The sequence below is a fragment of the uncultured Methylovirgula sp. genome (genome assembly GCF_947646745.1).
In the GTDB taxonomy this organism is placed as follows: Bacteria; Pseudomonadota; Alphaproteobacteria; order Rhizobiales; family Beijerinckiaceae; genus Methylovirgula.
This window is the reverse complement of the sequence record NZ_CANSHK010000010.1, coordinates 1-19,744: the sequence shown is the minus strand read 5'-3', so window position 1 is coordinate 19,744 and position 19,744 is coordinate 1. Positions and strand designations below refer to the sequence as shown.

At 64.1% G+C, this 19,744-nt stretch carries 20 protein-coding genes; 7 read left to right on the top strand and 13 right to left on the bottom strand.

The annotated features are described in order from the left end of the window. Position 1: 1 nt before the first annotated feature. On the bottom strand, positions 2–1,927 hold the full coding sequence (gene htpG / locus Q0025_RS04415; RefSeq protein ID WP_297296417.1) for a molecular chaperone HtpG: 1,926 nt from the start codon (positions 1,925–1,927) through the stop codon (positions 2–4). A gap of 538 nt (positions 1,928–2,465) precedes the next feature. Between htpG and Q0025_RS04410 the strand changes: the two genes are divergently transcribed. Beyond that, on the top strand, positions 2,466–2,867 hold the full coding sequence (locus tag Q0025_RS04410; RefSeq protein WP_297296415.1) for a DUF2794 domain-containing protein: 402 nt from the start codon (positions 2,466–2,468) through the stop codon (positions 2,865–2,867). A gap of 50 nt (positions 2,868–2,917) precedes the next feature. Here the strand turns inward: Q0025_RS04410 and Q0025_RS04405 are convergent, their stop codons facing one another. The 4 genes from Q0025_RS04405 to Q0025_RS04390 form a co-directional block, all read right to left on the bottom strand. Continuing rightward, positions 2,918–3,700, bottom strand: coding sequence for a Bax inhibitor-1/YccA family protein (locus tag Q0025_RS04405; protein WP_297296414.1), 783 nt, complete (start codon positions 3,698–3,700; stop codon positions 2,918–2,920). Between the two features lie 135 nt (positions 3,701–3,835). Then, entirely contained in the window at positions 3,836–6,376 is a 2,541-nt protein-coding gene (locus Q0025_RS04400; protein ID WP_297296412.1) for an FtsX-like permease family protein, read from the bottom strand. 36 nt (positions 6,377–6,412) lie between these two features. Then, positions 6,413–7,039, bottom strand: a complete 627-nt coding sequence (locus Q0025_RS04395; RefSeq protein ID WP_297296410.1) for a hypothetical protein — start codon at positions 7,037–7,039, stop codon at positions 6,413–6,415. A gap of 254 nt (positions 7,040–7,293) precedes the next feature. Next, complete coding sequence (locus tag Q0025_RS04390) at positions 7,294–8,007, bottom strand: ABC transporter ATP-binding protein (RefSeq protein ID WP_297296408.1); 714 nt, start codon at positions 8,005–8,007, stop codon at positions 7,294–7,296. A gap of 19 nt (positions 8,008–8,026) precedes the next feature. On the opposite strand from Q0025_RS04390, the gene Q0025_RS04385 reads away from it, so the two are divergent. From Q0025_RS04385 to Q0025_RS04375, 3 genes are all read left to right on the top strand, one after another. Then, positions 8,027–8,665: an arylesterase gene (locus Q0025_RS04385; protein ID WP_297296406.1), complete on the top strand. Its 639-nt coding sequence runs from the start codon at positions 8,027–8,029 to the stop codon at positions 8,663–8,665. 162 nt (positions 8,666–8,827) lie between these two features. Beyond that, entirely contained in the window at positions 8,828–9,358 is a 531-nt protein-coding gene (gene thpR, locus Q0025_RS04380; RefSeq protein WP_297296404.1) for an RNA 2',3'-cyclic phosphodiesterase, read from the top strand. Between the two features lie 48 nt (positions 9,359–9,406). Beyond that, positions 9,407–9,652: a hypothetical protein gene (locus Q0025_RS04375; RefSeq protein WP_297296402.1), complete on the top strand. Its 246-nt coding sequence runs from the start codon at positions 9,407–9,409 to the stop codon at positions 9,650–9,652. 90 nt (positions 9,653–9,742) lie between these two features. Here Q0025_RS04375 and Q0025_RS04370 read toward each other — a convergent pair whose 3' ends face one another. Then, positions 9,743–10,501 (bottom strand): SDR family oxidoreductase, encoded by a 759-nt coding sequence (locus Q0025_RS04370; protein WP_366939397.1) that lies wholly within the window; start codon positions 10,499–10,501, stop codon positions 9,743–9,745. Positions 10,502–10,826: 325 nt separating this feature from the next. Here Q0025_RS04370 and Q0025_RS04365 point away from each other — a divergent pair, with 325 nt between their 5' ends. Next, entirely contained in the window at positions 10,827–11,495 is a 669-nt protein-coding gene (locus tag Q0025_RS04365; RefSeq protein WP_297296399.1) for an outer membrane protein, read from the top strand. Between the two features lie 62 nt (positions 11,496–11,557). Here the strand turns inward: Q0025_RS04365 and Q0025_RS04360 are convergent, their stop codons facing one another. The 4 genes from Q0025_RS04360 to Q0025_RS04345 all read right to left on the bottom strand — a co-directional run bounded on the left by Q0025_RS04360 (position 11,558) and on the right by Q0025_RS04345 (position 14,016). After that, positions 11,558–11,770, bottom strand: a complete 213-nt coding sequence (locus tag Q0025_RS04360) for a cold-shock protein (protein ID WP_297296397.1) — start codon at positions 11,768–11,770, stop codon at positions 11,558–11,560. A gap of 104 nt (positions 11,771–11,874) precedes the next feature. Next, on the bottom strand, positions 11,875–12,735 hold the full coding sequence (gene rlmJ / locus Q0025_RS04355) for a 23S rRNA (adenine(2030)-N(6))-methyltransferase RlmJ (RefSeq protein WP_297296396.1): 861 nt from the start codon (positions 12,733–12,735) through the stop codon (positions 11,875–11,877). 4 nt (positions 12,736–12,739) lie between these two features. Next, on the bottom strand, positions 12,740–13,564 hold the full coding sequence (locus tag Q0025_RS04350; RefSeq protein WP_297296394.1) for a ribonuclease T2: 825 nt from the start codon (positions 13,562–13,564) through the stop codon (positions 12,740–12,742). Further along, on the bottom strand, positions 13,543–14,016 hold the full coding sequence (locus Q0025_RS04345) for a hypothetical protein (RefSeq protein ID WP_297296392.1): 474 nt from the start codon (positions 14,014–14,016) through the stop codon (positions 13,543–13,545). The genes Q0025_RS04350 and Q0025_RS04345 overlap by 22 nt, the downstream gene beginning before the upstream one ends. Positions 14,017–14,303: 287 nt before the next feature. Between Q0025_RS04345 and Q0025_RS04340 the strand changes: the two genes are divergently transcribed. Beyond that, positions 14,304–15,746, top strand: a complete 1,443-nt coding sequence (locus Q0025_RS04340; RefSeq protein ID WP_297296390.1) for an exopolysaccharide biosynthesis polyprenyl glycosylphosphotransferase — start codon at positions 14,304–14,306, stop codon at positions 15,744–15,746. Here the strand turns inward: Q0025_RS04340 and Q0025_RS04335 are convergent. Genes Q0025_RS04335 through ftsE form a run of 3 tightly spaced genes read right to left on the bottom strand, consistent with a single transcriptional unit; the run spans position 15,728 to position 19,019 of the window. After that, the gene (locus Q0025_RS04335; protein ID WP_297296500.1) at positions 15,728–17,335 is read right to left on the bottom strand and encodes a peptide chain release factor 3; all 1,608 of its coding nucleotides are present in this window, start codon (positions 17,333–17,335) and stop codon (positions 15,728–15,730) included. The genes Q0025_RS04340 and Q0025_RS04335 overlap by 19 nt on opposite strands. Positions 17,336–17,369: 34 nt before the next feature. After that, positions 17,370–18,335, bottom strand: coding sequence for an ABC transporter permease (locus Q0025_RS04330; protein ID WP_297296388.1), 966 nt, complete (start codon positions 18,333–18,335; stop codon positions 17,370–17,372). A gap of 21 nt (positions 18,336–18,356) precedes the next feature. Next, positions 18,357–19,019, bottom strand: coding sequence for a cell division ATP-binding protein FtsE (ftsE, locus tag Q0025_RS04325; protein WP_297296386.1), 663 nt, complete (start codon positions 19,017–19,019; stop codon positions 18,357–18,359). Positions 19,020–19,154: 135 nt separating this feature from the next. On the opposite strand from ftsE, the gene Q0025_RS04320 reads away from it, so the two are divergent. Further along, positions 19,155–19,744: zinc-ribbon domain-containing protein (locus tag Q0025_RS04320; protein ID WP_297296384.1), on the top strand; the 590-nt coding region annotated here is incomplete at its 3' end.

The following is a 19,744-nucleotide window of genomic DNA, read 5'->3' as shown; positions in this document are numbered from 1 at the left end:
ATCATGCCTTGGCGGCCGGCTCCGTCACGGCCTTGGTGAGCACGCGCGTCAGCCGCGTCGCGAAATCCGCCGCATTCGCCGGCTTCTCGCCGTCGAGCAGCCGCGCCTCGTCGAAAACGAGCCAGATGATATCGGCGAGCGCCGCTTTGTCGGCATGGCCGACCTTTTCGGCAAGCGCCGCGATCAGCGGATGCGCGGGGTTGATCTCCAGCACCGGTTTTGCGACATCCTTCAACTGTCCATGCTCGGCCAGGATGCGTTCGAGCCGCCGGTCGAACCCGTGTTCCGGCGCGATCAGGCAAGCGGGACTTTCCGACAAGCGATCCGAGGCGCGCACGTCCGAGGCCACGCCCTCGAGTTCCTGCTTCATCAGCGCAAAGAGCGACGCGAGCGCGGCGGACGGCGGCTCGGCTGCCTTGTCCTCGCCTTCGAGCAGCGGAATGGACTTGATGTCCGCCGCTCCTTGCGAGACCGACTTGAACGGCTTGCCATCGTAACCGGCCGCGGTCGAGACCCAGAAGGCATCGACAGGGTCGGACAAAAGAAGCACTTCGATGCCGCGCGCGCGAAAACCTTCGAGCTGCGGGCTGGCGGCGAGCGCCTTGGCATTGTCGCCGTTGAGATAATAGATCGCCGTCTGGTTCGGCCGCAGCGCCGCGACATAAGCGGCGAGCGTGCGCTTGCCCTCGGGATCCGCGGTCGAGGCGAAGCGCGCGAGCTTGAACAGCGCATCGCGCCGCTCCGGGTCTTCATAAAGACCTTCCTTCAAGACGGCGCCGAAATTCTCCCAGACCTTCGCATAGGCTTCGGGATCGTTTTCTTCGAGCTTGGTCAGCTCCTGCATCACGCGGTTGGCGACGGCCTTTTTGATCGCGGCGAAGACCGGGCTTTGCTGGATCAATTCGCGCGACATGTTGAGCGGCAGGTCGGCCGAATCGACGACAAGCCGGACGAAGCGGAGCCAGCCCGGCAGCAGATCGGCATCCGCCGCGATCAGCACATGGCGGACATAGAGCTTGCCACGGCCCTTGCGCGCCGTATCGAAAAGATCGAAGGGCCGCGAGCCGGGCACGAAGGCGAGGACGGTATATTCGTGCCGGCCCTCGGCGCGCCAATGCAGCGTCAGCGCCGGGGCATCGAATTGGCCGGCGAGGTCGCGGTAGAATTCCGTATATTCCTCTTCCGTCACCGCGCTTTTCGGCTTCGTCCAAAGCGCGGAGCCTTCGGTCAAGCGGCGCGGCTCTTGGCCGGGTGCTTCGATCAGCGCGATCGGCACGGTGATTGCGCTCGAATGCTCGCGCAAAATATGCTCAGCCTTGTGCGGCTCGAGGTAGCCCGCCGCGTCTTCCTTCAGATGCAGAATCACGCGGGTGCCCCGCGCCGGCGCCGCGTCGATGGCCAGCGGCGCGATCGAGAACGTCCCCTTGCCGTCCGAGCTCCAGAGAAAGGCCTCGTTCGACCCGGCTTTGCGGGTTTCGACATCGATTCGGTCTGCGACCATGAAGGCGGAATAAAAGCCGATACCGAACTGGCCGATGAGATCCTTGCCGGCCGCGGCATCCTCCTTCGCCTCCGCATTCAGCCTGTCGAGAAAGGCGCGGGTGCCGGAGCGGGCAATCGTGCCGAGCGACTGCGTCAGATCCGCCTCCGACATGCCGATGCCGTTGTCGGCGACGATCAGCGTTTTTGCATCCTTGTCGAGCGTGACCGTGATCAGGAAATGACTATCGTCCGCGGTCAGCGCCGGATCGGCCAGCGCCTCGTAGCGCAGCTTCTCGCAGGCATCGGCGCCGTTCGAGACGAGCTCACGCAGGAAAATGTCGCGCTCGGAATAGACCGAGTGGACCATCAGATCGAGCAGCCGCGAGACATCGGCCTGAAACGCATGAGCCTGAAACGCTGGGGATGGGCTTTCCGCGGCCGCCATTTGTGAACGCCTCCAAGGTTCGGATTCGCAAGTTCAGATTTGAGCGGGTTTTCGCGCGCTTGATATCGCTTGTGTGCGATTCGAATTCAAGGCGAAGCTCGCGGCCGGCGGGCAAACGGCAGGGCAACCAAACAGGCGGGCAAAAAAGAGCCGGCTGAAGCACCGCTTCGAGCCGGCTCTATAACGTCGCCGCATCTCATGCGAGGCGGGCCCTGCCGCGATCCCATCGGGGGGCTGGGGGGCTGACGAGTCCGGTGGAACCGTGTCCGGGCCCTTGGCGACGTCGGGTGAGTATCCCGGCGCATGGCGGCACGCGCTAGGCTGTAAAAGGGCGAAACTGTGATTCCCCGGGTTGTCAACAGCGCTACGCTTGATGAAGAAATATGTTTGCTTTCAATGCATTGTATTTGACAACGCAAGCCTGGCCATGAGCTTTTGCAAGAAAAATTGAGCACTGACTTGGCGGTTGCGCGCCCGCCTGAACGGGGCGCTTGCCGGCCTTCACGCTTTCCGCAATCATGGGCTCGGAGGGCCATGGATGAGCATGGAGTCGACGGACGAGAATTTTTTGGCGGCACGCGTCGTGCCGCTGCCCCGAAACGAAGCGATTGCCGCCCCCCGCCCCGCCTCCGCCGCGCCGGCGCAAATCAGTTTTGACCGGCAGGAATTGCGCGACATCCTCGATCTTTACGGCCGCAAGGTCGCGGCCGGCGAATGGCGCGATTATGCGATCTCCTTCACCAGCCACAAGGCGGTCTTTTCGATCTATCGGCGCACCGCCGAATTCCCGCTCTACAGGATCGAGAAAAATCCCAAGGCGGCACGCAAGCAGGGCGCCTACAGCGTCATCACCGCGACCGGCCTGATCTTGAAGCGAGGCCATGATCTTAAGCGTGTTATCAGCGTGCTTGAAAAGAAGCTGAACCTCGTCTCCGGATAACAAAAGCCCCGCCGAAGCGGGGCTTTCATTTCGTCGACACTGGCCGAGCGTTAGTCGTTGCGCGAGCCGGTGAGCTGCAGCATCGCGGTGAAGATGTTGATGAAGTCGAGATAGAGGCGCAGCGCGCCGTTGACCGACTTCTTCTCCGCCGTCTCGTAATCGTCGGAGGCGTAATACATCTCCTTGATCGCCTGGGTGTCCCAAGCGGTGAGTCCGGCGAAGATGATCACCGTTAAGATGCTCAGCGCGAACTGCAGGCCGGTGCTGTGCAGGAAGATATTCACGACACTCGCGATGATGAGACCGAAAAGACCCATCATCATGAACGAGCCCATCGCCGAGAGCGAGCGCGGCGTCGTATAGCCGTAAAGGCTGAGCGCGCCGAACGAGGCCGCGGTGATGAAGAACGCGCGGGCGATCGAATTGCCGGTGTAGATCAGCACCAGCGTCGACAGCGAGAGGCCCATCGTCGCCGAGAAGACGAAGAACAGCGCGCGCGCCGTCGAGGCCGTGACGCGGTTAAGCTGGAACGAGAAGAAGAATACCAGCGCCAGCGGCGCGAACACCACGAGCCATTTCAGCGGGCTGAAATAAAGCGCCTGGCCGAAGGAGGTGAGATAGATATGACCGAAGCGCGCAACCGCGAGTGCCGGATCGTGCGTCACGGCGAGCATGTTCGCGCCATAGGCAAAGAGTCCGGTGATGGCGAGGCCGATCACCATATTGTTGTAGACACCGAGCATATAGGAGCGAAGGCCCTGGTCGATCTGGGCACGGCCGGCCTGGGGTACTGCCTGCCCCCAGCGGGCGGTGTTGCGGTCGAAGTCGGACATTGTTTCCTCGTAAGTTAGGAGGCTTGATCACCTCCGGCCGCCGCGGCTTTCGCCAAGGCGGGAACATCGCCGATAATATGGCCCAGCGCCCAAAGCCGTACAAGGCCATCGCCACGCTTCAGGACGCTGCGGAACCTATAAATTTCGTAAGAATCGGGCGGGCTTTTGCCCAAGATTCCGCCACGTTCCGGCGACGCCGAGGACAACGGCGGCAACGAGCGTCAGCAAGGCGGCGGCGAGAGCCTGGGGCCAAAGCCAGATGAAATCGAGCTTCATGACCAGCCGGACGATGGCGAGGGCGGCGGCGCTGCCGGCGACGACACCGAAAAGAGCCGCCGCAGCGCCGATGAGACCAAATTCGCAAATGAGCGCGGCGAGAAGCCGCCGCCGTGTCGCGCCGAGCACTTTCAGCACGACGACATCATAGAGGCGCGCGCGCTGACCCGCAGCCAGCGCGCCGGCGAGAACCAAAGTCGCGGCGACAAGCGCGACCGCCGCCGTGCCCCGCACGCCGGCTGACAATTCATCGACCACCTGGCGCACCGCTTCGAGCGAATCCTTGACACGGAGACTGACGATATCGGGATAGGCCCTTGCCACGTCGCGCACGAGCCGCCGTTCCATCGCATCCGTCGGCGGCGTCGCAAAGGTGAGCGTCGCGAGATTCGAATAAGGCGCGCCGCTGAACGTGACCGGCGTGAAAACGAGGACAAAATTGATCCCCAGATTGGTCCAGTCGACCTTGCGCAGATTGACGAGGCGGGCGGTTATTTCGCGGCCGAGGACGTTGACGGTGATGGAGTCGCCGAGCTTGAGGCCAAGCCCCGCGGCGACGTCTGCCGCCATCGAAACTTCCGCCGGTCCGGTATAATCGCGCGGCCACCAGGCGCCGGCGACGAGTCGCGAGCCGGCCGGCAAAACGGGCGAGAAGGTAATGCCGCGGTCGCCCTGCAATGCCCAGGCCGCATCATTCCCGACCTTGGCGGTTTCGGCGGGCGTTGCGTTGAGGCGGATGATCCGGCCGCGCAACATCGGCACGAGATCGAGCTTTCCGCCCGGCGCATGTGCGAGGGCAAAATCGCGGAACGCCGGCGTCTGCGTTTTTTCGATGCCGAGAAAGAAGAAGTCCGGCGTGACGCCGCCGCGGTCGCGAAAGAGCCGATGCAGATTGCCGTCGATCAGCGCCAGCGCCACGGCGAGGGTCAATCCCAAACCGAGCGACAGGACGACGACCGGCGTCAGCGCGCCGGGACGATAAAGATTGGCGACGGCCAGCCGTATTTCCATCGTCCGGGGGCGGAGCTTTTTCGCCGCCCGCATCATCAGCACCGCCGCGCCGCGCAGTAGAATGAGGGCGCCGAGCGCCGCTCCGAGGAAGATCAGCGCGAGTTTCCGGTCCGGGGCGAAGGCCACGATCGATCCGGCCAATCCCGCTGCCGCCAGGCCGAACATGACAAGATAGGGACGTCTCAATCGTCGGCGTTGCGGCGCGACTTCGTCGCGAAACAGAGCCGAGACCGGCACGTCATGGGCGCGGCCGAGCGGCAACAGCGCGAAGCTGAGCACGGTCAATGTACCGTAGACGAAACCCGCGCCGATCTCCTGCGGAAAGATTTTCGGCGCAAACGGAAACGGCAGCGATGCAGCAAAGCCCGCATCGAGCGCAAACGGCAGCAGGGCGCCGAGTGCGATCCCCGCCGCCATGCCGAGCGCCGCCATCGCCATCACCTCGGTCAACATCAGGCCGAAGACAAAGAAACCGGACGCGCCCAGCGCCTTCAATGTCGCGATCGTCGGCGTCTTGCGTTCGACGAAGCTTGCGACCGCATTGGCGACGCCGACGCCGCCGATGAGCAAGGCGCTTAATCCGACAAGGATCAGAAACTGGCTGAAGCGGTTCAAGTCGCGCGAAAATTCCGGCGAGACATTTTTCCATGTGCGAATCTCGAAGCCAGCCGACGGCAGCGCTTTGCGGACCGCGGCGCGGGCGGCCTCGGGCGTCTCGCCGGCGCGCAGCGACAGCCGATAAAGCCAGCGCACCAATGCGCCCGGCTGCAAAAGCCGCGTCGCCCGCAAGGCCGTCTCCGACATGATGACGCGCGGTCCGAAACCGATCCCGGCGGCGAGCTTGTCGGGCTCGCTCGTCAGCACCGCGCGGAAGGCGAAGGTCGCAGATCCGACCTCGAAACGATCGCCCGGCTTGAGATCGAGCCGCGCCGCAAGTGTCGAATCCGCCGCGACGCCATAGGCGCCGTCGCGCAAACCAAGCACCGCCTGCAGCCTTTGCGGCGGGTTGAGACCAACGGTGCCGGCAGTCGGATAAGCGGCGTCGACGGCCTTGATTTCGATGAGTGCGGCCGTGCCGTCGGAGCGCCGGGCCATGGCCCGCATCAGCGCGACGCGGCTGAGACGGCCGTGTGCCGCCAAGACGCGCAGCTCCTCGGCGGTCGCCTCGCGCTGAATGAGATCGAACGACAGGTCGCCGCCGAGAATCATGCGGCCTTTTTCAATCAACCCCTGCGACAGCGAACGCGTGATCGAACCGATTCCGACAATGGTCATCAGTCCCAGCGTCAAGCAGGCGAGCAGTGTGAAAAAGCCGTTGAGTCCGCCGCGAAAATCCCGCAGCGCCAAGCGGACGGCAAGCGGCCAGAGAGATGCGATACGGGCGCGCATTCTTGCCCCTTGCCACGGCTTTGTGGCGAAGTGGGGTCAGGCGAACGTCAGGTTCTCGTGCAGCGCTTCAAGCGCCTCGTCCAATTCGACGGTGAACCCGCTCTCGAAACTGCGCACCACCATGCCGGCGCGGGCATCGGGCCAGCCGAGCAGGATACGCGTCCCGGCGCGTTGGATTTGCGCCGTACGCAGGGTCGCGACTTTGTGCGAGAGCAAGGCGATCTTGGCCTGATAGAGCGTCGCATCATCGAAGAGGCGATAGAGGCAAGCTGGATTGCGCAAGGTGATGCGCGCCGTGAGCCGTTCGAGATTGCTTCGCTCGTTATCGGTCATTGCGCCGGCGGCGCGAAGCTCGGCGAGCTTGCGCACCAGCATTTCGTGATAGACGATGTCCGGCGCCATCCAAAAGCCGGTCTCGCTGGCCTGACGCACGACGCCGCGAACGAAGCCGAAATAGTCGATCTCCAGACCCACTTTGGTATTCAAGAGCGATTCACGGCTGGCCTCGGCAGGTTCCTTGTAGGCCAGTTCGATCTGATCGGCCTCGACGCGCTTCGTCTCGCAATTGAGCTTGATGCCGTTCGACAGCAGACATTTCGCGTCGAAGGGACGCAGCGTCCCGCGCACGCTGGCGGCGGCGGAATGACGATCGCGGTCGTGCAATGGGCGCGCAACTGGGCTCGACGTTCCGCCAGGCGGCGGATTTGTTTTCGCCGCGACATCGTCCGACCGGCGCTCACGCGACTCGGCGGCCGGATTTGCGAGGGTCCAGATGCTAAACCGGTGCGTGGGTTTAGTCTGCGATTCCATTGGATACTCAAGCACGAACGAGGACAGGATATCCGCCTATCTTTGCGGCTAAGTGTAATTTTTCAGTTAGCTTAATACATCTTCTGCCTGGTTCGATTTACCTTTCGCTAACCATGCGCCCGCGCGGCGCCGGGTTCGGGCGCTGCCAGATCGGGGACGATGCGGCCGGATCGCAGACGCAGGATACGGTCGCAGCGCGATGCAAGGCCCGCGTCATGGGTGACGAGAACCAGAGTCGCGCCGCGCGCCCGCTGCAAGCCGAAGAGAAGATCCATCACCGTCGCGCCGTTCGCCTCGTCGAGATTGCCGGTCGGCTCGTCGGCGATGAGAATTGCCGGATGGGGCGCGAGCGCCCGGGCGAGCGCCACACGCTGTTGTTCGCCGCCGGAAAGCTCCGCCGGATAATGCGCGAGCCGATCGGCAAGGCCGACGGCCGCCAATTCCGCCCGTGCGCGGGCATAGGCCTGCGCCTCGCCGGCGAGCTCCAAGGGAATCGCGACATTCTCCAGCGCCGTCATCGTCGGGATCAGATGAAACGATTGGAAGACAATGCCGATCCGCGCGCCGCGAAATTGCGCCAGAGCATCTTCGCTCAGCCGATTTAAGACCATGCCATCGATCGTGATCGTGCCGGAATCCGGCCGCTCGAGCCCGGCCATCGCCATCAGCAGCGTCGATTTGCCGGAGCCCGACGGGCCGGTGAGGCCCACGGCCTCGCCGCGCGCAATGGCCAAAGAGAGGCTTTTCAGGATATGGACACGCGCCGCGCCGCGGCCGAGACTCAAGTCGACAGTGTCAAAGATGATCGCCGCATCGTCCATTATCGCGTCCAGATTACGCTTGGCTCTCCCGCTCGCACTTGCGCTTTTAATTCCGGCGGTTTTCGGGCTCGGCGCGACATCCGCCGACGGCGCCAGGCCGATTAAGATCGTCGCCTTGGGCGACAGTTTGACCGCCGGCTATCTCTTGCCGGCCGATGCCGCCTTTCCGGCGGCGCTCGAAACCGCGCTGCGCCGAGCCGGCTTTCGCGTCAGCATCGTCAATGCCGGCGTCTCGGGCGACACCGCCGAAGATGGCCTTGCCCGGCTCGATTGGTCGGTCCCGGATGATGCCGACGGCGTGATTCTCGAACTCGGCGCCAACGACATGCTGCGCGGCTTGGATCCGGCGCGCACGCGCCAGACGCTTGACGCGATCCTCGCGCGCCTCGCTGCTCGGCACATCAAAGTGATGATCGCCGGCATGCGCGCTTCGCCGAGCCTCGGCGCCGATTATGGCCGCGCCTTCGATGCCATCTATCCGGCGCTGGCGGCGAAATATCAAGCACCGCTCTATCCTTTCTTTCTGCAAGGCGTCGCCGGCAACAAAAGCCTCGAACTGGCGGACGGCCTGCATCCGAACCGCGCCGGCGTCGCGACGATCGTCGCGCAGATTCTGCCGCTCGCTGAACGTTTCGTGCGTTCGGTTGCGTCGCGATAATTTTGCCCGCCGGTCTTTCTCTCAAGGCGAAATCAGTTCAGAATGAAGCGGTAAAATCGATTCGGTGTATTGACCTCTGGCGGCAATGGACCAAATGATTTTACGTGATGGCCGTGGCCGGTCTCGCTCGCCGCGAGAGGGCCGTGACTTGAGGAGGGACCCATGCCCCGTTTATTCACGGGCCTCGAGATTCCCTCTGATCTCGCCAGCGATCTCGGCATGCTGCGCGGCGGCATTTCCGGCGCCCGCTGGATCGACACCGACTTCTATCATCTGACTTTGCGCTTCATCGGCGACATCGATCATGCGACAGCGCGCGATGTTTGCGGCACGCTCGAGAAAATCCGCCGGCCGGCCTTTACGGTGACGCTCGAGGGTCTCGATTCCTTCGGCGGCGGCAAGCCGCGCGCCATTGTCGCCAAGGCGAAGCCCGCGGCGCCGCTCGTCGAATTGCAGGCCGAGCAGGAGCGGCTGATGCGGCGCATCGGCATTCCGCCCGAGCCACGCAAATTCACGCCGCATATCACGCTGGCGCGGCTGCGCGATGCTTCAAGCACGGCAGTCGCCGCTTATTTGACGACGCGCGGCTTCTTTTCCCGCCGTTTCGAGGCGACGCGATTTGTCCTGTTTTCTTCGCGGGCGGCGACCGGCGGCGGTCCTTATCTCGTCGAGGCGGCCTATCCGCTCGGCTAGGCTGGTGAAAGCCGGTTGGCGTCTTATCTAAGTGGCGGGAGCCGCGGCATGAATGCGGGACGCAAAACACCCTCCGAAATCGCCCGCCGGCTGGGAACGCGGGCCAAGCGCCCATCGACCGGCGCCTGGCGGCGCGAAACCTTTACGCTGCCGCGCGGCGAAGCCCGCGACAAAGCCCGCGAATGGTTCGCCGCCTATCCAAAAGCCGCCTATATGACCGAGATCGAATTCTGGCGCGAACTCGACGATGGCCAGATCGAATTCACCATCCGCCGCCTGCCGAGCGCCGACTAAAGCGACGTCATTGCGAGCCAAAGGCGAAGCAATCCAGAAAATTCAGATGGATTGCTTCGTCGCGACCGCTCCTCGCAATGACGAGAATCCCTAGATCTCCGGAATGTCCGGCGTCTGCCAGGCGAGATGCTGGCCTGCATCGACGGCAATCATCTGGCCCGTCACATTGCGCGCCTCGACAAGATAGAGCACGGCGTCGGCGATCTCCGCCGGCGCGACGGCGCGTTGGAGCAGAACGCCCGCGACCTCCTTCTCGAACCCGGCATTGCCTTGCGGCGTATTGGGCAGCACCGGGCCGGGCCCGACCGCGTTGACGCGGATGCGGCGCGGCGCCAAAGCCTGCGCCAGCGTCTGCGTCGCCCACCAGAGCCCCGCTTTGGTGATGCTATAGGAGAAGAATTGCGGGGTCGGGCGCCAGACCCGCTGGTCGACGAGATTGACGATCCCCGCCTCCTGCCCCTCCGGCACCTGCTGCGCGAAGTGCTGCGCCAGCAGCATCGGCGCACGTAAGTTCACCGCCATGAGCTTGTCGAAGAGGGCGACATCGACCGCCTCGGCCGTGTCGCGTTCGAAGATCGAGGCATTGTTGACGAGCACCGACAAGGGGCCGAGCGCGGCATGAGCTGCGGCGATGATCCGCTCGGGCTCAGCGGGATCGGCGAGCTCGGCCGCGATCACCACGGCTTTGCAGCCCTGCGTCCGCAAATGCGCCGCCGCGGCTTCTGCCTCCGGCCGCGTCGCCTCACTGCTGTGGATGGCAAGATCATAGCCGGCGCCCGCCAACCGCTCGGCGATCGCGAGCCCAATTCGGCGGGCGGCGCCCGTTACCAGAGCGGCCTTGCGCGGCATCATTCTCTCCCATTCCGTCGGCGGCTCTCTTTAGGCAATTTTCGCCCGCTGGGAAAATAACGGGTGCGACACGCGCAAGAATTCCACTTGGGCAAGACCTTCCATGGAAGCATTTGTTAACCAAACTATATATGGAATTAAATTGAGTATTAAATATTGAATCTAGCCAAACTTATTGCATCAGAACAAAGTATTTCATGGTTTATATCTATAGTTAACAATTTATAACTAAAACATTTTTGTATTTTACGAATCCTTTATTTAAGTCTTAGGTAACCAGCCCAGCCTAATCCTCGCCTCGAGAGTTTTGTCTACGAGGTGAGGAATGAAACGCGTCCTTTTGGCAGCCGTCTTTGCGGCGGCGGGTTTTCCGGTTTTGGCGGCCGACCTGCCGCCCTATTCGCCGGCGCCTTATTATCAGCCGGCGCCGATCTTCACGTGGACCGGCGCCTATGTGGGCGCCAACGCCGGCTTCGGCTTCGGCCGCTTCACCAATGGCGGGGACCCGTTTTTCGGCAATACGGACGGCGGCCTCTTCGGCATCCAGGCAGGCTATAATTATCAGTCCGGCCCGCTTGTCGCCGGCATCGAAGGCGACATCGATTTCGGCGGTGTCAGCGGCTCGAACAGCCCGTGGGGCAGCATCCACGGCAATGGCAACATCAATGCCGAGGGCTCGATCCGCGCCCGTTTCGGCTATGCCTTCAACCATGCGCTGGTCTATATCACCGGCGGCTATACCGGGGCGAACCTCAAGGGCTCGGTCACCGACTTCGCGATCTCGCCGAGCATCTATGCCAACGAATCGACCTTCTTGAACGGCTGGGTGATCGGCACCGGCATCGAATACGCCGTGACCCGGAACATTTCCGTCAAGGCCGAATATCTCTACAGCAATTACGGCGGCGGCAATCTGTTCAACGGCACGCCCATTTACATGCACCCCGGCCTCAGCCTTTCGACGCTGCGTGCCGGCGTCAACTATCACTTCTGATTGCTGGCGCAGGGACCGGCGCGTACCGAGCGGCACGCGCCGTCCCGATTCGCCGCCTTCGGCTAAACGAGGTGCAGATCGACGGCTTTCGGGCCTTTGCCCTTCTTGTCCGGCTCGGTCTCGAAGCTGACCCGCTGGCCTTCATTCAGGCTCGACAGACCGGCACGCTCCACCGCCGTGATGTGGAGGAAAATATCGGGGCCGCCGCTATCCGGGGTGATAAAGCCAAAGCCTTTGTTGGCATTGAAAAATTTGACGGTTCCCTGCTGCGGCATATGTCTCTCCCTGACTTTCCGACGCCGGCATTATTCGGCCGGCGCTTATTCTCAGGGCACCGCAAAAGCCTTGTTTACGTGCAGCCCGCAAGCCCGCCTTTCGGTCAGTGCCTGACGAGCCATGCGACTTCCGCGTCACCCTGGCCCATGATCGCCATGGTTTTGGCAAGATACGGCAAAATCTGTTGCGCTTCTACGGCAAGTGTGTGGGGCGGATTGAGAATTATCAGGCCGCTCGCCGCCAGCGGCGCATCCGGTTGCACTGCAGCGACGGCGAGACGAAGATCGAGCGCATTCTTGACCCCGAGGTCGGGCAGCGCCCTGACCAGCCCGGCGCGAAACCCCGCGACGGCGGCGTCCTTGACCGGAAACCAAATCAGGTACGTTCCGGTCGGCCATTTTGGCACCGCGAGGGTAAGGGCGGCTTTGAGATCGTCGAATTCCGTCTTCGATTCGAACGGCGGATCGATGACGACGAGGCCGCGCCGCTCGCGCGGCGGGACAAAGGCGTTGAGCGCCCGGTAGCCGTCGATTTCGACAAGCTTCACCCGCCGGTCGCGGGCAAATTCACGGTGGCCCCGCAGCGCCGCGATAACCTGCGGATGCGCGTCGCAGAAGACCATCCGGTCCTGCGGCCGCGTGAGCTTCAGGGCGAGCGCCGGCGAGCCCGCATAAAGCGGCGGCGTGCCGCGGCAGAGCGGCGCGACCGCGGCGAGATAGGGCGCGAGCAGGGCCGCGATCTGCGGCGGCGGCGCGGCCTCGAGAAGCCGGCCGATGCCGCCCCGCCATTCGGCGGTTTTTTCCGCCCGCGCGTCGGAGAGATCGTAGAAACCTTCCCCGGCGTGCGTATCGATGACGCGGAACGCCGCGTCTTTCTGGCCGAGGTAGACGAGGATGCGCGCCAGGATCGCGTGTTTGAAGACGTCGGCGAAATTGCCGGCATGAAAAGCGTGGCGGTAGTTCATCGCCTCACCGCATCGGGGCGACGGCGATGTCCTGCATGTGGCACGTGTGGCGCGCAACATCCGGGCAAGGCACGAAGGTCCGCACGTCCTTCGACAGGCAGATGCGGACTTCCGACAATTCGCCGTTGACGCATTCGACCGCCATCATGCCCGGCCGCAACCGCGGATTGGCGGCGATGAAGGCGCGCTCGATATCGAGCGCCGTCGTGTCCTGCTCGCTCTGCGCGTTCTGGAACATCGACGGGATGGCGACGAGATCATGCGCACGGCGCACGTCGGCGAAATAGGCGGCAGGGCTCTTGCCGGAACAGGTGCCGTGCTTGCGCCATTCGTAGCGGGCCAGCCCGATATCGGGGTAGAGACCGCGTGTCGATTCGAGCACGAGCCAGGACGGCGACGTGACGCCGCCGCAGTCGGACGGATAGCCTTGCGCGTCCTGCGGCCACAGGCCATGCACCACAAAGCCGAGATTGGCGCCGCTATGGCATTGGTCGGGGGCTTTCTCGGCGCCGCCGAGGTCGCAGAAGCCGGGCGACCAGGAGAGCGAGAAGACATAAAAGTCGAAATCACCCGGACTGCCGACATCGCCTGAAGGTATGGAACCGCCCGCGCCTGGGGACCAATCGCCGCTGCCTCGATTGACCGACCCCGGATTATTGCCCGCCGCTGGCGACGGCAGCGGCTTCTTGTCAGCGCAATTGTCGAGAATGCAGCCGGAATATTGCGCGGCGCCGGCGAGCGGCCAAAGCACCGCGGCGCCGAGAGCGACAGCCGCAAACCGGCGGATCAGAATCGTCGTGCCGGCAATCACGGCCGCGCGTCGCGGCAATATCCGCCATAGGCGTCGTTGCGGTCGAGTCCGCCGACGCACCATTCGACGTCGTAGCTGAAGCCGATGAAGCCCGCGTCCTCGACGATTGAATAGGTCACGGGGCGGACCGACTGATTGTTGAGATAGACCTGCGCTTCGCAATAGCGCCGCGGAATGTAATCGAGACCTTGCGAGCGGAAGCCGGTTTCGCGAACGTCGCCGAGATTCACGATTTCGAGGCCAGATTTCCAGAATTCGGTCTCGCGATCATGAAACAGGGAGCGGATGCGCGCAAAGACGCCGGGATCCGCGCAGCTCGGCAGAACGCCGGCATAGGAATCGTAGCGCCGCTCAGCCGGAACGATCGGCCGCGCGGCGGCAACGAAGGGCGCCGCACAGAAAGGCGCCGCGGCAAGCGCAGCCGTCAGTCCAAACAGCGCGCGGCGCGCCAGGGCGGAAATTTGGGCCATCTCGATCTCCGGAATGAAGCGGCGAGACGATGCTTCGCGGCGCCGCGAGCGTCAAGCCGATGGCGCCGTCCTCTCCGGTCACGTTGCGCGGAAGCCACGCTGAACAAAGCGTGAGCGTTGCCATGACGCAAGGCCCCAGGCATCGGCGGGTAGGCCCGCGGACTCCGGCACAACCGTTGCGGCTATGGCCAGGCATAAGCCGCCTTGGCCCGCAAAGCGTCACACGCCGGGTCATGGGCGGGTCTTTTCGAGACGCCGCTGTGCCAAACGTCAGGACGGCTTTAAATATGTTTCGCGGCAAGACAGAGCCGGGGCCCCGCGCCGCCGAAGCGAACTGGGCCAACGCCCTGCCGCGCGGCAGCACCGTTCTGTTGCGTGGCGGCTTTGCGTTCTTTGCCGCGATGGCCGACTTCGCCGCCATCACGGGCTGCGCCTATCTCGCGCATGTCTCGCTCAATGGCGTGCCGATGGCCCTGCCACCCGGCACCTATGCCCGACTTGGACTGCTGACCGCGACCTTCTTTACCTCAGTCACGGCGATCCGCGGCGATTACGAGGTGATGAAATATCTCACCTTCGACCATCTGCTGCGGCGCGCGATCATCCCCTGGGCGATCGCCCTGCTCTGCACCCTCGTGCTGCTCGTATCGCGCCGACCGCTGTCGAACGCCGACCCGCTGGCCCTGTTCATCCTGTTCGTCGGCGGCTTCCTCGCCGTCAATGCTGTCCGGATGCTGATCACCATCCATACCCGCGCCCGCGCCCGCCACGGCCAGATCGCGGTGCATCGCATCTTTCTGCTCGGCTACGAAAAGGAGATCGAAACCTTCACCAAGCGCTTCGAACCCTGGGCCTTCGGCGTCCATATCGTCGCCGCAGCGGTGCTGCGCGGTCCGGAGAATCTTGACGAGGACCTTGCCCTGGCGCGCGCTTCGGCGCGGATGCTCGGCCCCGACGACGTCTTCATCCTTGTCCCTTGGAACGAGAAGACCACCATCGACGCCGCGATCGAGGCCTTCCTGCACGTGCCGACCTCGATCCACCTCGGCCCGGAACGCGTGCTCGACCGCTTCAGCGACGCCCGCATCGCCAAGATCGGCCCGGTATCGAGCCTGCACATCGTCCGCGACCCCCTGAGCCAGCCGGAACGCCTTGCCAAGCGGAGCTTCGACATCGTCTTTTCGGCGCTCGGTCTGATTCTGCTTTCGCCTTTGTTCCTCATGATCGCGCTGGCGATCAAGCTCGAAAGCCCGGGCCCGGTGATCTTCAAGCAGCGGCGCTATGGCTTCAACCAGCAGCCCTTTCGCATCTACAAATTCCGCTCGATGACGACGCTGGAAGACAATGCCAGTCTGACGCTGGTGAAGAAAGGCGACGCGCGAGTGACCCGTGTCGGCGCATTCATCCGCGCCCGCAACATCGACGAACTGCCGCAGCTCTTCAACGTCCTGCGCGGTGACATGTCGCTCGTCGGCCCGCGGCCGCATGCGCTCGTCATCGACCAGATGTTCGAGCGCCGCATCGCGCTCTATGCCCGCCGCCATAATATGAAGCCGGGCATCACCGGCTGGGCGCAAATCAACGGCTATCGCGGCGGCATGAGCGAAGAGCGGATGCGCGCCCGCGTCGAGCACGACCTTTATTACATCGACAATTGGTCGATGTGGCTCGACATCGAAATTCTCTGGCTGACCTTGACCAGCAAGCGCGGCTACACCAACGCCTTCTGACGCCCCTTGCCGGTCTCGGCCTTCTGATAATCCTTGATGTCGGCGAAGGCGATCTGCGGCCATTTCTCCTGCTCATAGCGCAGGTCCCAGGCGGAAGCCGCAAGATAGACCGGCGCGCCGTCGAGATCGACCGCCATCGAGGCCGGATAGGCGCGCATGAATTTCTCGAGCTCGGCCGGATTCTCGGCGCTGACCCAGCGGGCGAGCTCGAAGCGCGACGTTTCAAGGGTCACCGGCAGACCATATTCGGCGGCGAGCCGCTCGACCAGAACGTCGAGCTGCAAGGCGCCGACGACGCCGACCATGGCATTCGAACCGTCGTTGGGCAGGAAAAGCTGCACGACGCCCTCCTCTGCCATCTGCTGGAGCGCCTCGCGCAATTTCTTCGCCCGCATGGCATCGGAGATTTTGACCCGGCGCAGGATCTCCGGCGCGAAGCTCGGCACGCCGCGGAAAATCAGCTCTTCGCCCTCGGTCAGCGTATCGCCGATCCGCAACGTGCCGTGGTTCGGAATGCCGACGACGTCGCCGGCATAGGCTTCATCGGCAAGCTGGCGGTCCTGGGCGAAGAAAAATTGCGGCGCATTGAGCGCGAGGCTCTTGCCGGTGCGCACCAGCTTTGCCTTCATGCCGCGCGTCAGCTTGCCCGAGCAGACGCGCATGAAGGCGATACGGTCGCGATGATTCGGGTCCATATTCGCCTGAATCTTGAAGACGAAGCCGCTCATCTTCGGCTCGCGCGGATCGACATGGCGGCTCGCGGCCTCAAGGCCGCGCGGCGGCGGCGCGAATTCGGCAAGCGCATCGATGAGATCGGCGACACCGAAGGTGCGCAAGGCGCTGCCGAACAGAACCGGCGTCAGGTGGCCTTCGAGAAAGGCCTGCTTGTCGAAGGGCTTGAGCGCCGCCCGCGCCAGCTCGAGCTGGTCGCGAATGGCGGTCGCCTCCAATGGCGGCAGGATCGCGGTCAGCGCCGGATCGTCCGGGCCGGTGACTTTGAGCGCCGGCTGATCGGCCGCCTCGAAGCGGCGCACGACATCCTGGCGCAGATCATAGACGCCGGCGAAATCGCGGCCGGATCCAAGCGGCCAAGTGATCGGCGCGACATCGAGCGCCAGCGTCTTCTCGATCTCGTCGAGCAGGTCGAACGGGTCGCGGCTTTCGCGGTCGAGCTTGTTGATGAAGGTCAGGATCGGAATGTCGCGCAGCCGGCAAACCTCGAAGAGCTTGCGCGTGCGCGCCTCGATGCCCTTGGCCGCGTCGATGACCATGATCGCCGAATCGACGGCGGTCAGCGTCCGGTACGTGTCCTCGGAAAAGTCCTCGTGGCCGGGCGTATCGAGCAGGTTGAAGACGCAGCCGCCATATTCGAAGGTCATCACCGAAGTGACGACCGAGATCCCGCGCTCGCGCTCGATCCCCATCCAGTCGGACCGGGTCTGGCGGCGGTTGGCCTTGGCGCGCACCTCGCCGGCGAGCGCGATGGCGCCGCCGAAGAGCAGCAGCTTTTCGGTGAGCGTGGTCTTGCCGGCGTCCGGGTGCGAGATGATCGCGAAGGTGCGCCGGCGCGAGACGGGATCGGGGGTCATTGGGTTCATGGCGCGAGGAGCCGCAGGACGCGGCTCATGTCAAGCGCCGCAGATGCCGGAAGACGATGATGCGGGAGACAAGCCCGGTGGTGATCGCCACCGCCGCGGCGATCATCGCGATGACGCCATAGCCATTGGCGGAAAGCGAAAAGCTGCCGAACATGGCCTCGATCTGGTCGCCGCCGGCGGTCGCCCGCATCAGCGCCGATATGGAGCTTGAGAGCAGAAAAACCAAGAGCGCCGCGCCGCCGCCGATCAAGCCGCCGCGCAGGCCGAGGCGGAAGAAGTGCCGCTGGAACTGGCGTGAAATATAGCCGTCACCGGCGCCGACGAGATGCAGCACCTCGATGATCTCGCGATTGCCGGCCATGGCACCGCGGGTCGCAAAACCCACCGCCAGTACCATCGCCAGCATCACCAGCGCGAAAACGACGAAGGCGATGACCACCACCGTGCCCGCCATCACCGAAAGACGCTGCAGCCAGAGCCGGTGATCGTCGATCATTGCATTCGGCACTTTGTCCATGACTGCTTTGCGCAAAGCCGCGACATCGAGCGCCGCTTTGGGGTCGAGCTTGACGACGATCAGCCGTGGCACCGGCAGTTCGGAAAGGTCGAGCCCCGTGCCGAGCCAGGGCGTGAGCAAGGCCTCGGACTGCGCCTTGCTATAGGCATAGACATCGGCGATGCCGGGCGCAGCGCGGGCGGCGGCGACGGCGGCCGTGACATCCGCATCGAGATCGCGGCCGGTCTCGGGGCGCACCTGGATCGTCATTTCGCGCGCGACCTGGCCGCGCCAGTCGTCGGCGGAATGGGCGATGAGCATGGCCGCGCCCGCCGTCAGCGCGGCGAGAAAGGTCATGATCGCGACGACGGTGACAAGCGCACGGCCGGCAATCGAGGCGGCCGGGACCAGCGGCACGTCCTTGCGCATGCCGGCAGCGGCGTCATCGTCGAAATGCTCGAAATCGCGCCGCTCGTCGGACTGGAGATAGATCATGCCGCGCTCGCTCACAGGCGCTCACTCATAGATGTGCAGCCGGCCGTCGCCGAGGACGAGTCGGCGCGCCGTCTCGAACTGGTCCATCAGCGCCAGATCATGCGTCGCGATGACGACGGCCGTCCCCGACTTGTGCAACTCGGCGAAGAGCCGCAACAACCGGCGCGCCAGCGTCGGATCGACATTGCCGGTCGGCTCGTCGGCGAGCAGCAGTTCCGGCCTGACGATGAGTGCGCGGGCGATGGCGGCACGCTGTTTCTCGCCGCCCGAAAGCACCGGCGGCAGGACATGCATGTGATCGCCGAGCCCGACCCAGCGCAGAAGTTCGACGACTTCGGCGCGATAGGCGGATTCGTCGCGGCCCTGTACGCGCAGCGGCAGCGCGACATTCTCGTAGGTCGTCAGGTGATCGAGCAGACGGAAATCCTGGAACACCACGCCGACGCGACGGCGCACGTCGGTGATCTGGTCCTTGCTGAGTTGCCCCGAGTCACGGTTGAACAAAGAAATCAGGCCCCGTGTCGGCTTGAGCGACAACAGGATGAGCCGCATCAGCGTCGTCTTGCCGGCGCCTGACGGCCCGGTCAGAAACTGAAACGAACGCGGCTCGATCTCGAAGCTGATGTCCTTCAAGATCTCATGACCCATCCCGTAACGCAGGCCGACATTCTCGAATCGGACCAAGATCAACTCCCGCGCCGGCCCAACTATGCCGGCGAATCACGGCCTTAACCGCAGGTTAACCATACCAGCCGAGGATTGCTTGCAGCAGACGGGAAATGAATCGTCCCGCGCTTCATCAACGGGTTTGAGCCGAACGTGCTGATCGACTGCCCCGGCTGCGGTGCCGCCTATCATATCACCAAGGCGGCCCTTCAGCCGAACGGCCGGCGCGTTGCCTGCCCGCGCTGCGAAAGCGTCTGGCTCGCCATGCCGGCCATCCAATCCGCTTACGCCCTTCCGACAGATATGCGCATGCCGCCGGACGACCCGCCGCAGCCCCCAAGGCATGCAGGCTATGCCCGGACCATCGCGGCGGCGCCCCGGCCGCCGGCGCCGCGGCCGCGCCTGCCAGGCTTCGTCCGACAGCTCTGCACGGGCATCGCCCTGCTCGGGCTCGCCATGAGCCTGATTGCGTCGCGCAGCGCAGTGGCGCGGGTCTGGCCGGGGGCCGGGCGGCTCTATGCCGCGATGGGCATGCCGGTTGCGTCCGAGCCGCTTGCGATCCGCGACCTCCATACCGTGATGACGCGTTTCAACGGCGTCGCCTTTCTCGGCGTCGAAGGCATGATCGTCAACCGGCGCGCCGACGAGGCACGGGTGCCGCCGGTGCGGCTCGCGATCCGCGATGCCGCCGGCCACGAGCTTTATAGCTGGACGGTCACGGCCGAGCGCCGTGCGCTGGCGAG

Excerpts from the sequence above, each read along its gene's own strand:
- Q0025_RS04360 (WP_297296397.1), bottom strand. The coding sequence starts at position 11,770 with ATGCCGCAGCAGGGAACCGTCAAATTTTTCAATGCCAACAAAGGCTTT.
- Q0025_RS04370 (WP_366939397.1), bottom strand. The coding sequence starts at position 10,501 with ATGCCGCGCAAGGCCGCTCTGGTAACGGGCGCCGCCCGCCGAATTGGG.
- Q0025_RS04365 (WP_297296399.1), top strand. The coding sequence starts at position 10,827 with ATGAAACGCGTCCTTTTGGCAGCCGTCTTTGCGGCGGCGGGTTTTCCG.
- Q0025_RS04345 (WP_297296392.1), bottom strand. The coding sequence starts at position 14,016 with ATGGCCCAAATTTCCGCCCTGGCGCGCCGCGCGCTGTTTGGACTGACG.
- Q0025_RS04330 (WP_297296388.1), bottom strand. The coding sequence starts at position 18,335 with ATGATCTATCTCCAGTCCGACGAGCGGCGCGATTTCGAGCATTTCGAC.
- Q0025_RS04405 (WP_297296414.1), bottom strand. The coding sequence starts at position 3,700 with ATGTCCGACTTCGACCGCAACACCGCCCGCTGGGGGCAGGCAGTACCC.
- thpR (WP_297296404.1), top strand. The coding sequence starts at position 8,828 with ATGCCCCGTTTATTCACGGGCCTCGAGATTCCCTCTGATCTCGCCAGC.
- Q0025_RS04410 (WP_297296415.1), top strand. The coding sequence starts at position 2,466 with ATGAGCATGGAGTCGACGGACGAGAATTTTTTGGCGGCACGCGTCGTG.
- rlmJ (WP_297296396.1), bottom strand. The coding sequence starts at position 12,735 with ATGAACTACCGCCACGCTTTTCATGCCGGCAATTTCGCCGACGTCTTC.
- Q0025_RS04390 (WP_297296408.1), bottom strand. The coding sequence starts at position 8,007 with ATGGACGATGCGGCGATCATCTTTGACACTGTCGACTTGAGTCTCGGC.
- Q0025_RS04375 (WP_297296402.1), top strand. The coding sequence starts at position 9,407 with ATGAATGCGGGACGCAAAACACCCTCCGAAATCGCCCGCCGGCTGGGA.
- htpG (WP_297296417.1), bottom strand. The coding sequence starts at position 1,927 with ATGGCGGCCGCGGAAAGCCCATCCCCAGCGTTTCAGGCTCATGCGTTT.
- Q0025_RS04340 (WP_297296390.1), top strand. The coding sequence starts at position 14,304 with ATGTTTCGCGGCAAGACAGAGCCGGGGCCCCGCGCCGCCGAAGCGAAC.
- Q0025_RS04335 (WP_297296500.1), bottom strand. The coding sequence starts at position 17,335 with ATGACCCCCGATCCCGTCTCGCGCCGGCGCACCTTCGCGATCATCTCG.
- Q0025_RS04400 (WP_297296412.1), bottom strand. The coding sequence starts at position 6,376 with ATGCGCGCCCGTATCGCATCTCTCTGGCCGCTTGCCGTCCGCTTGGCG.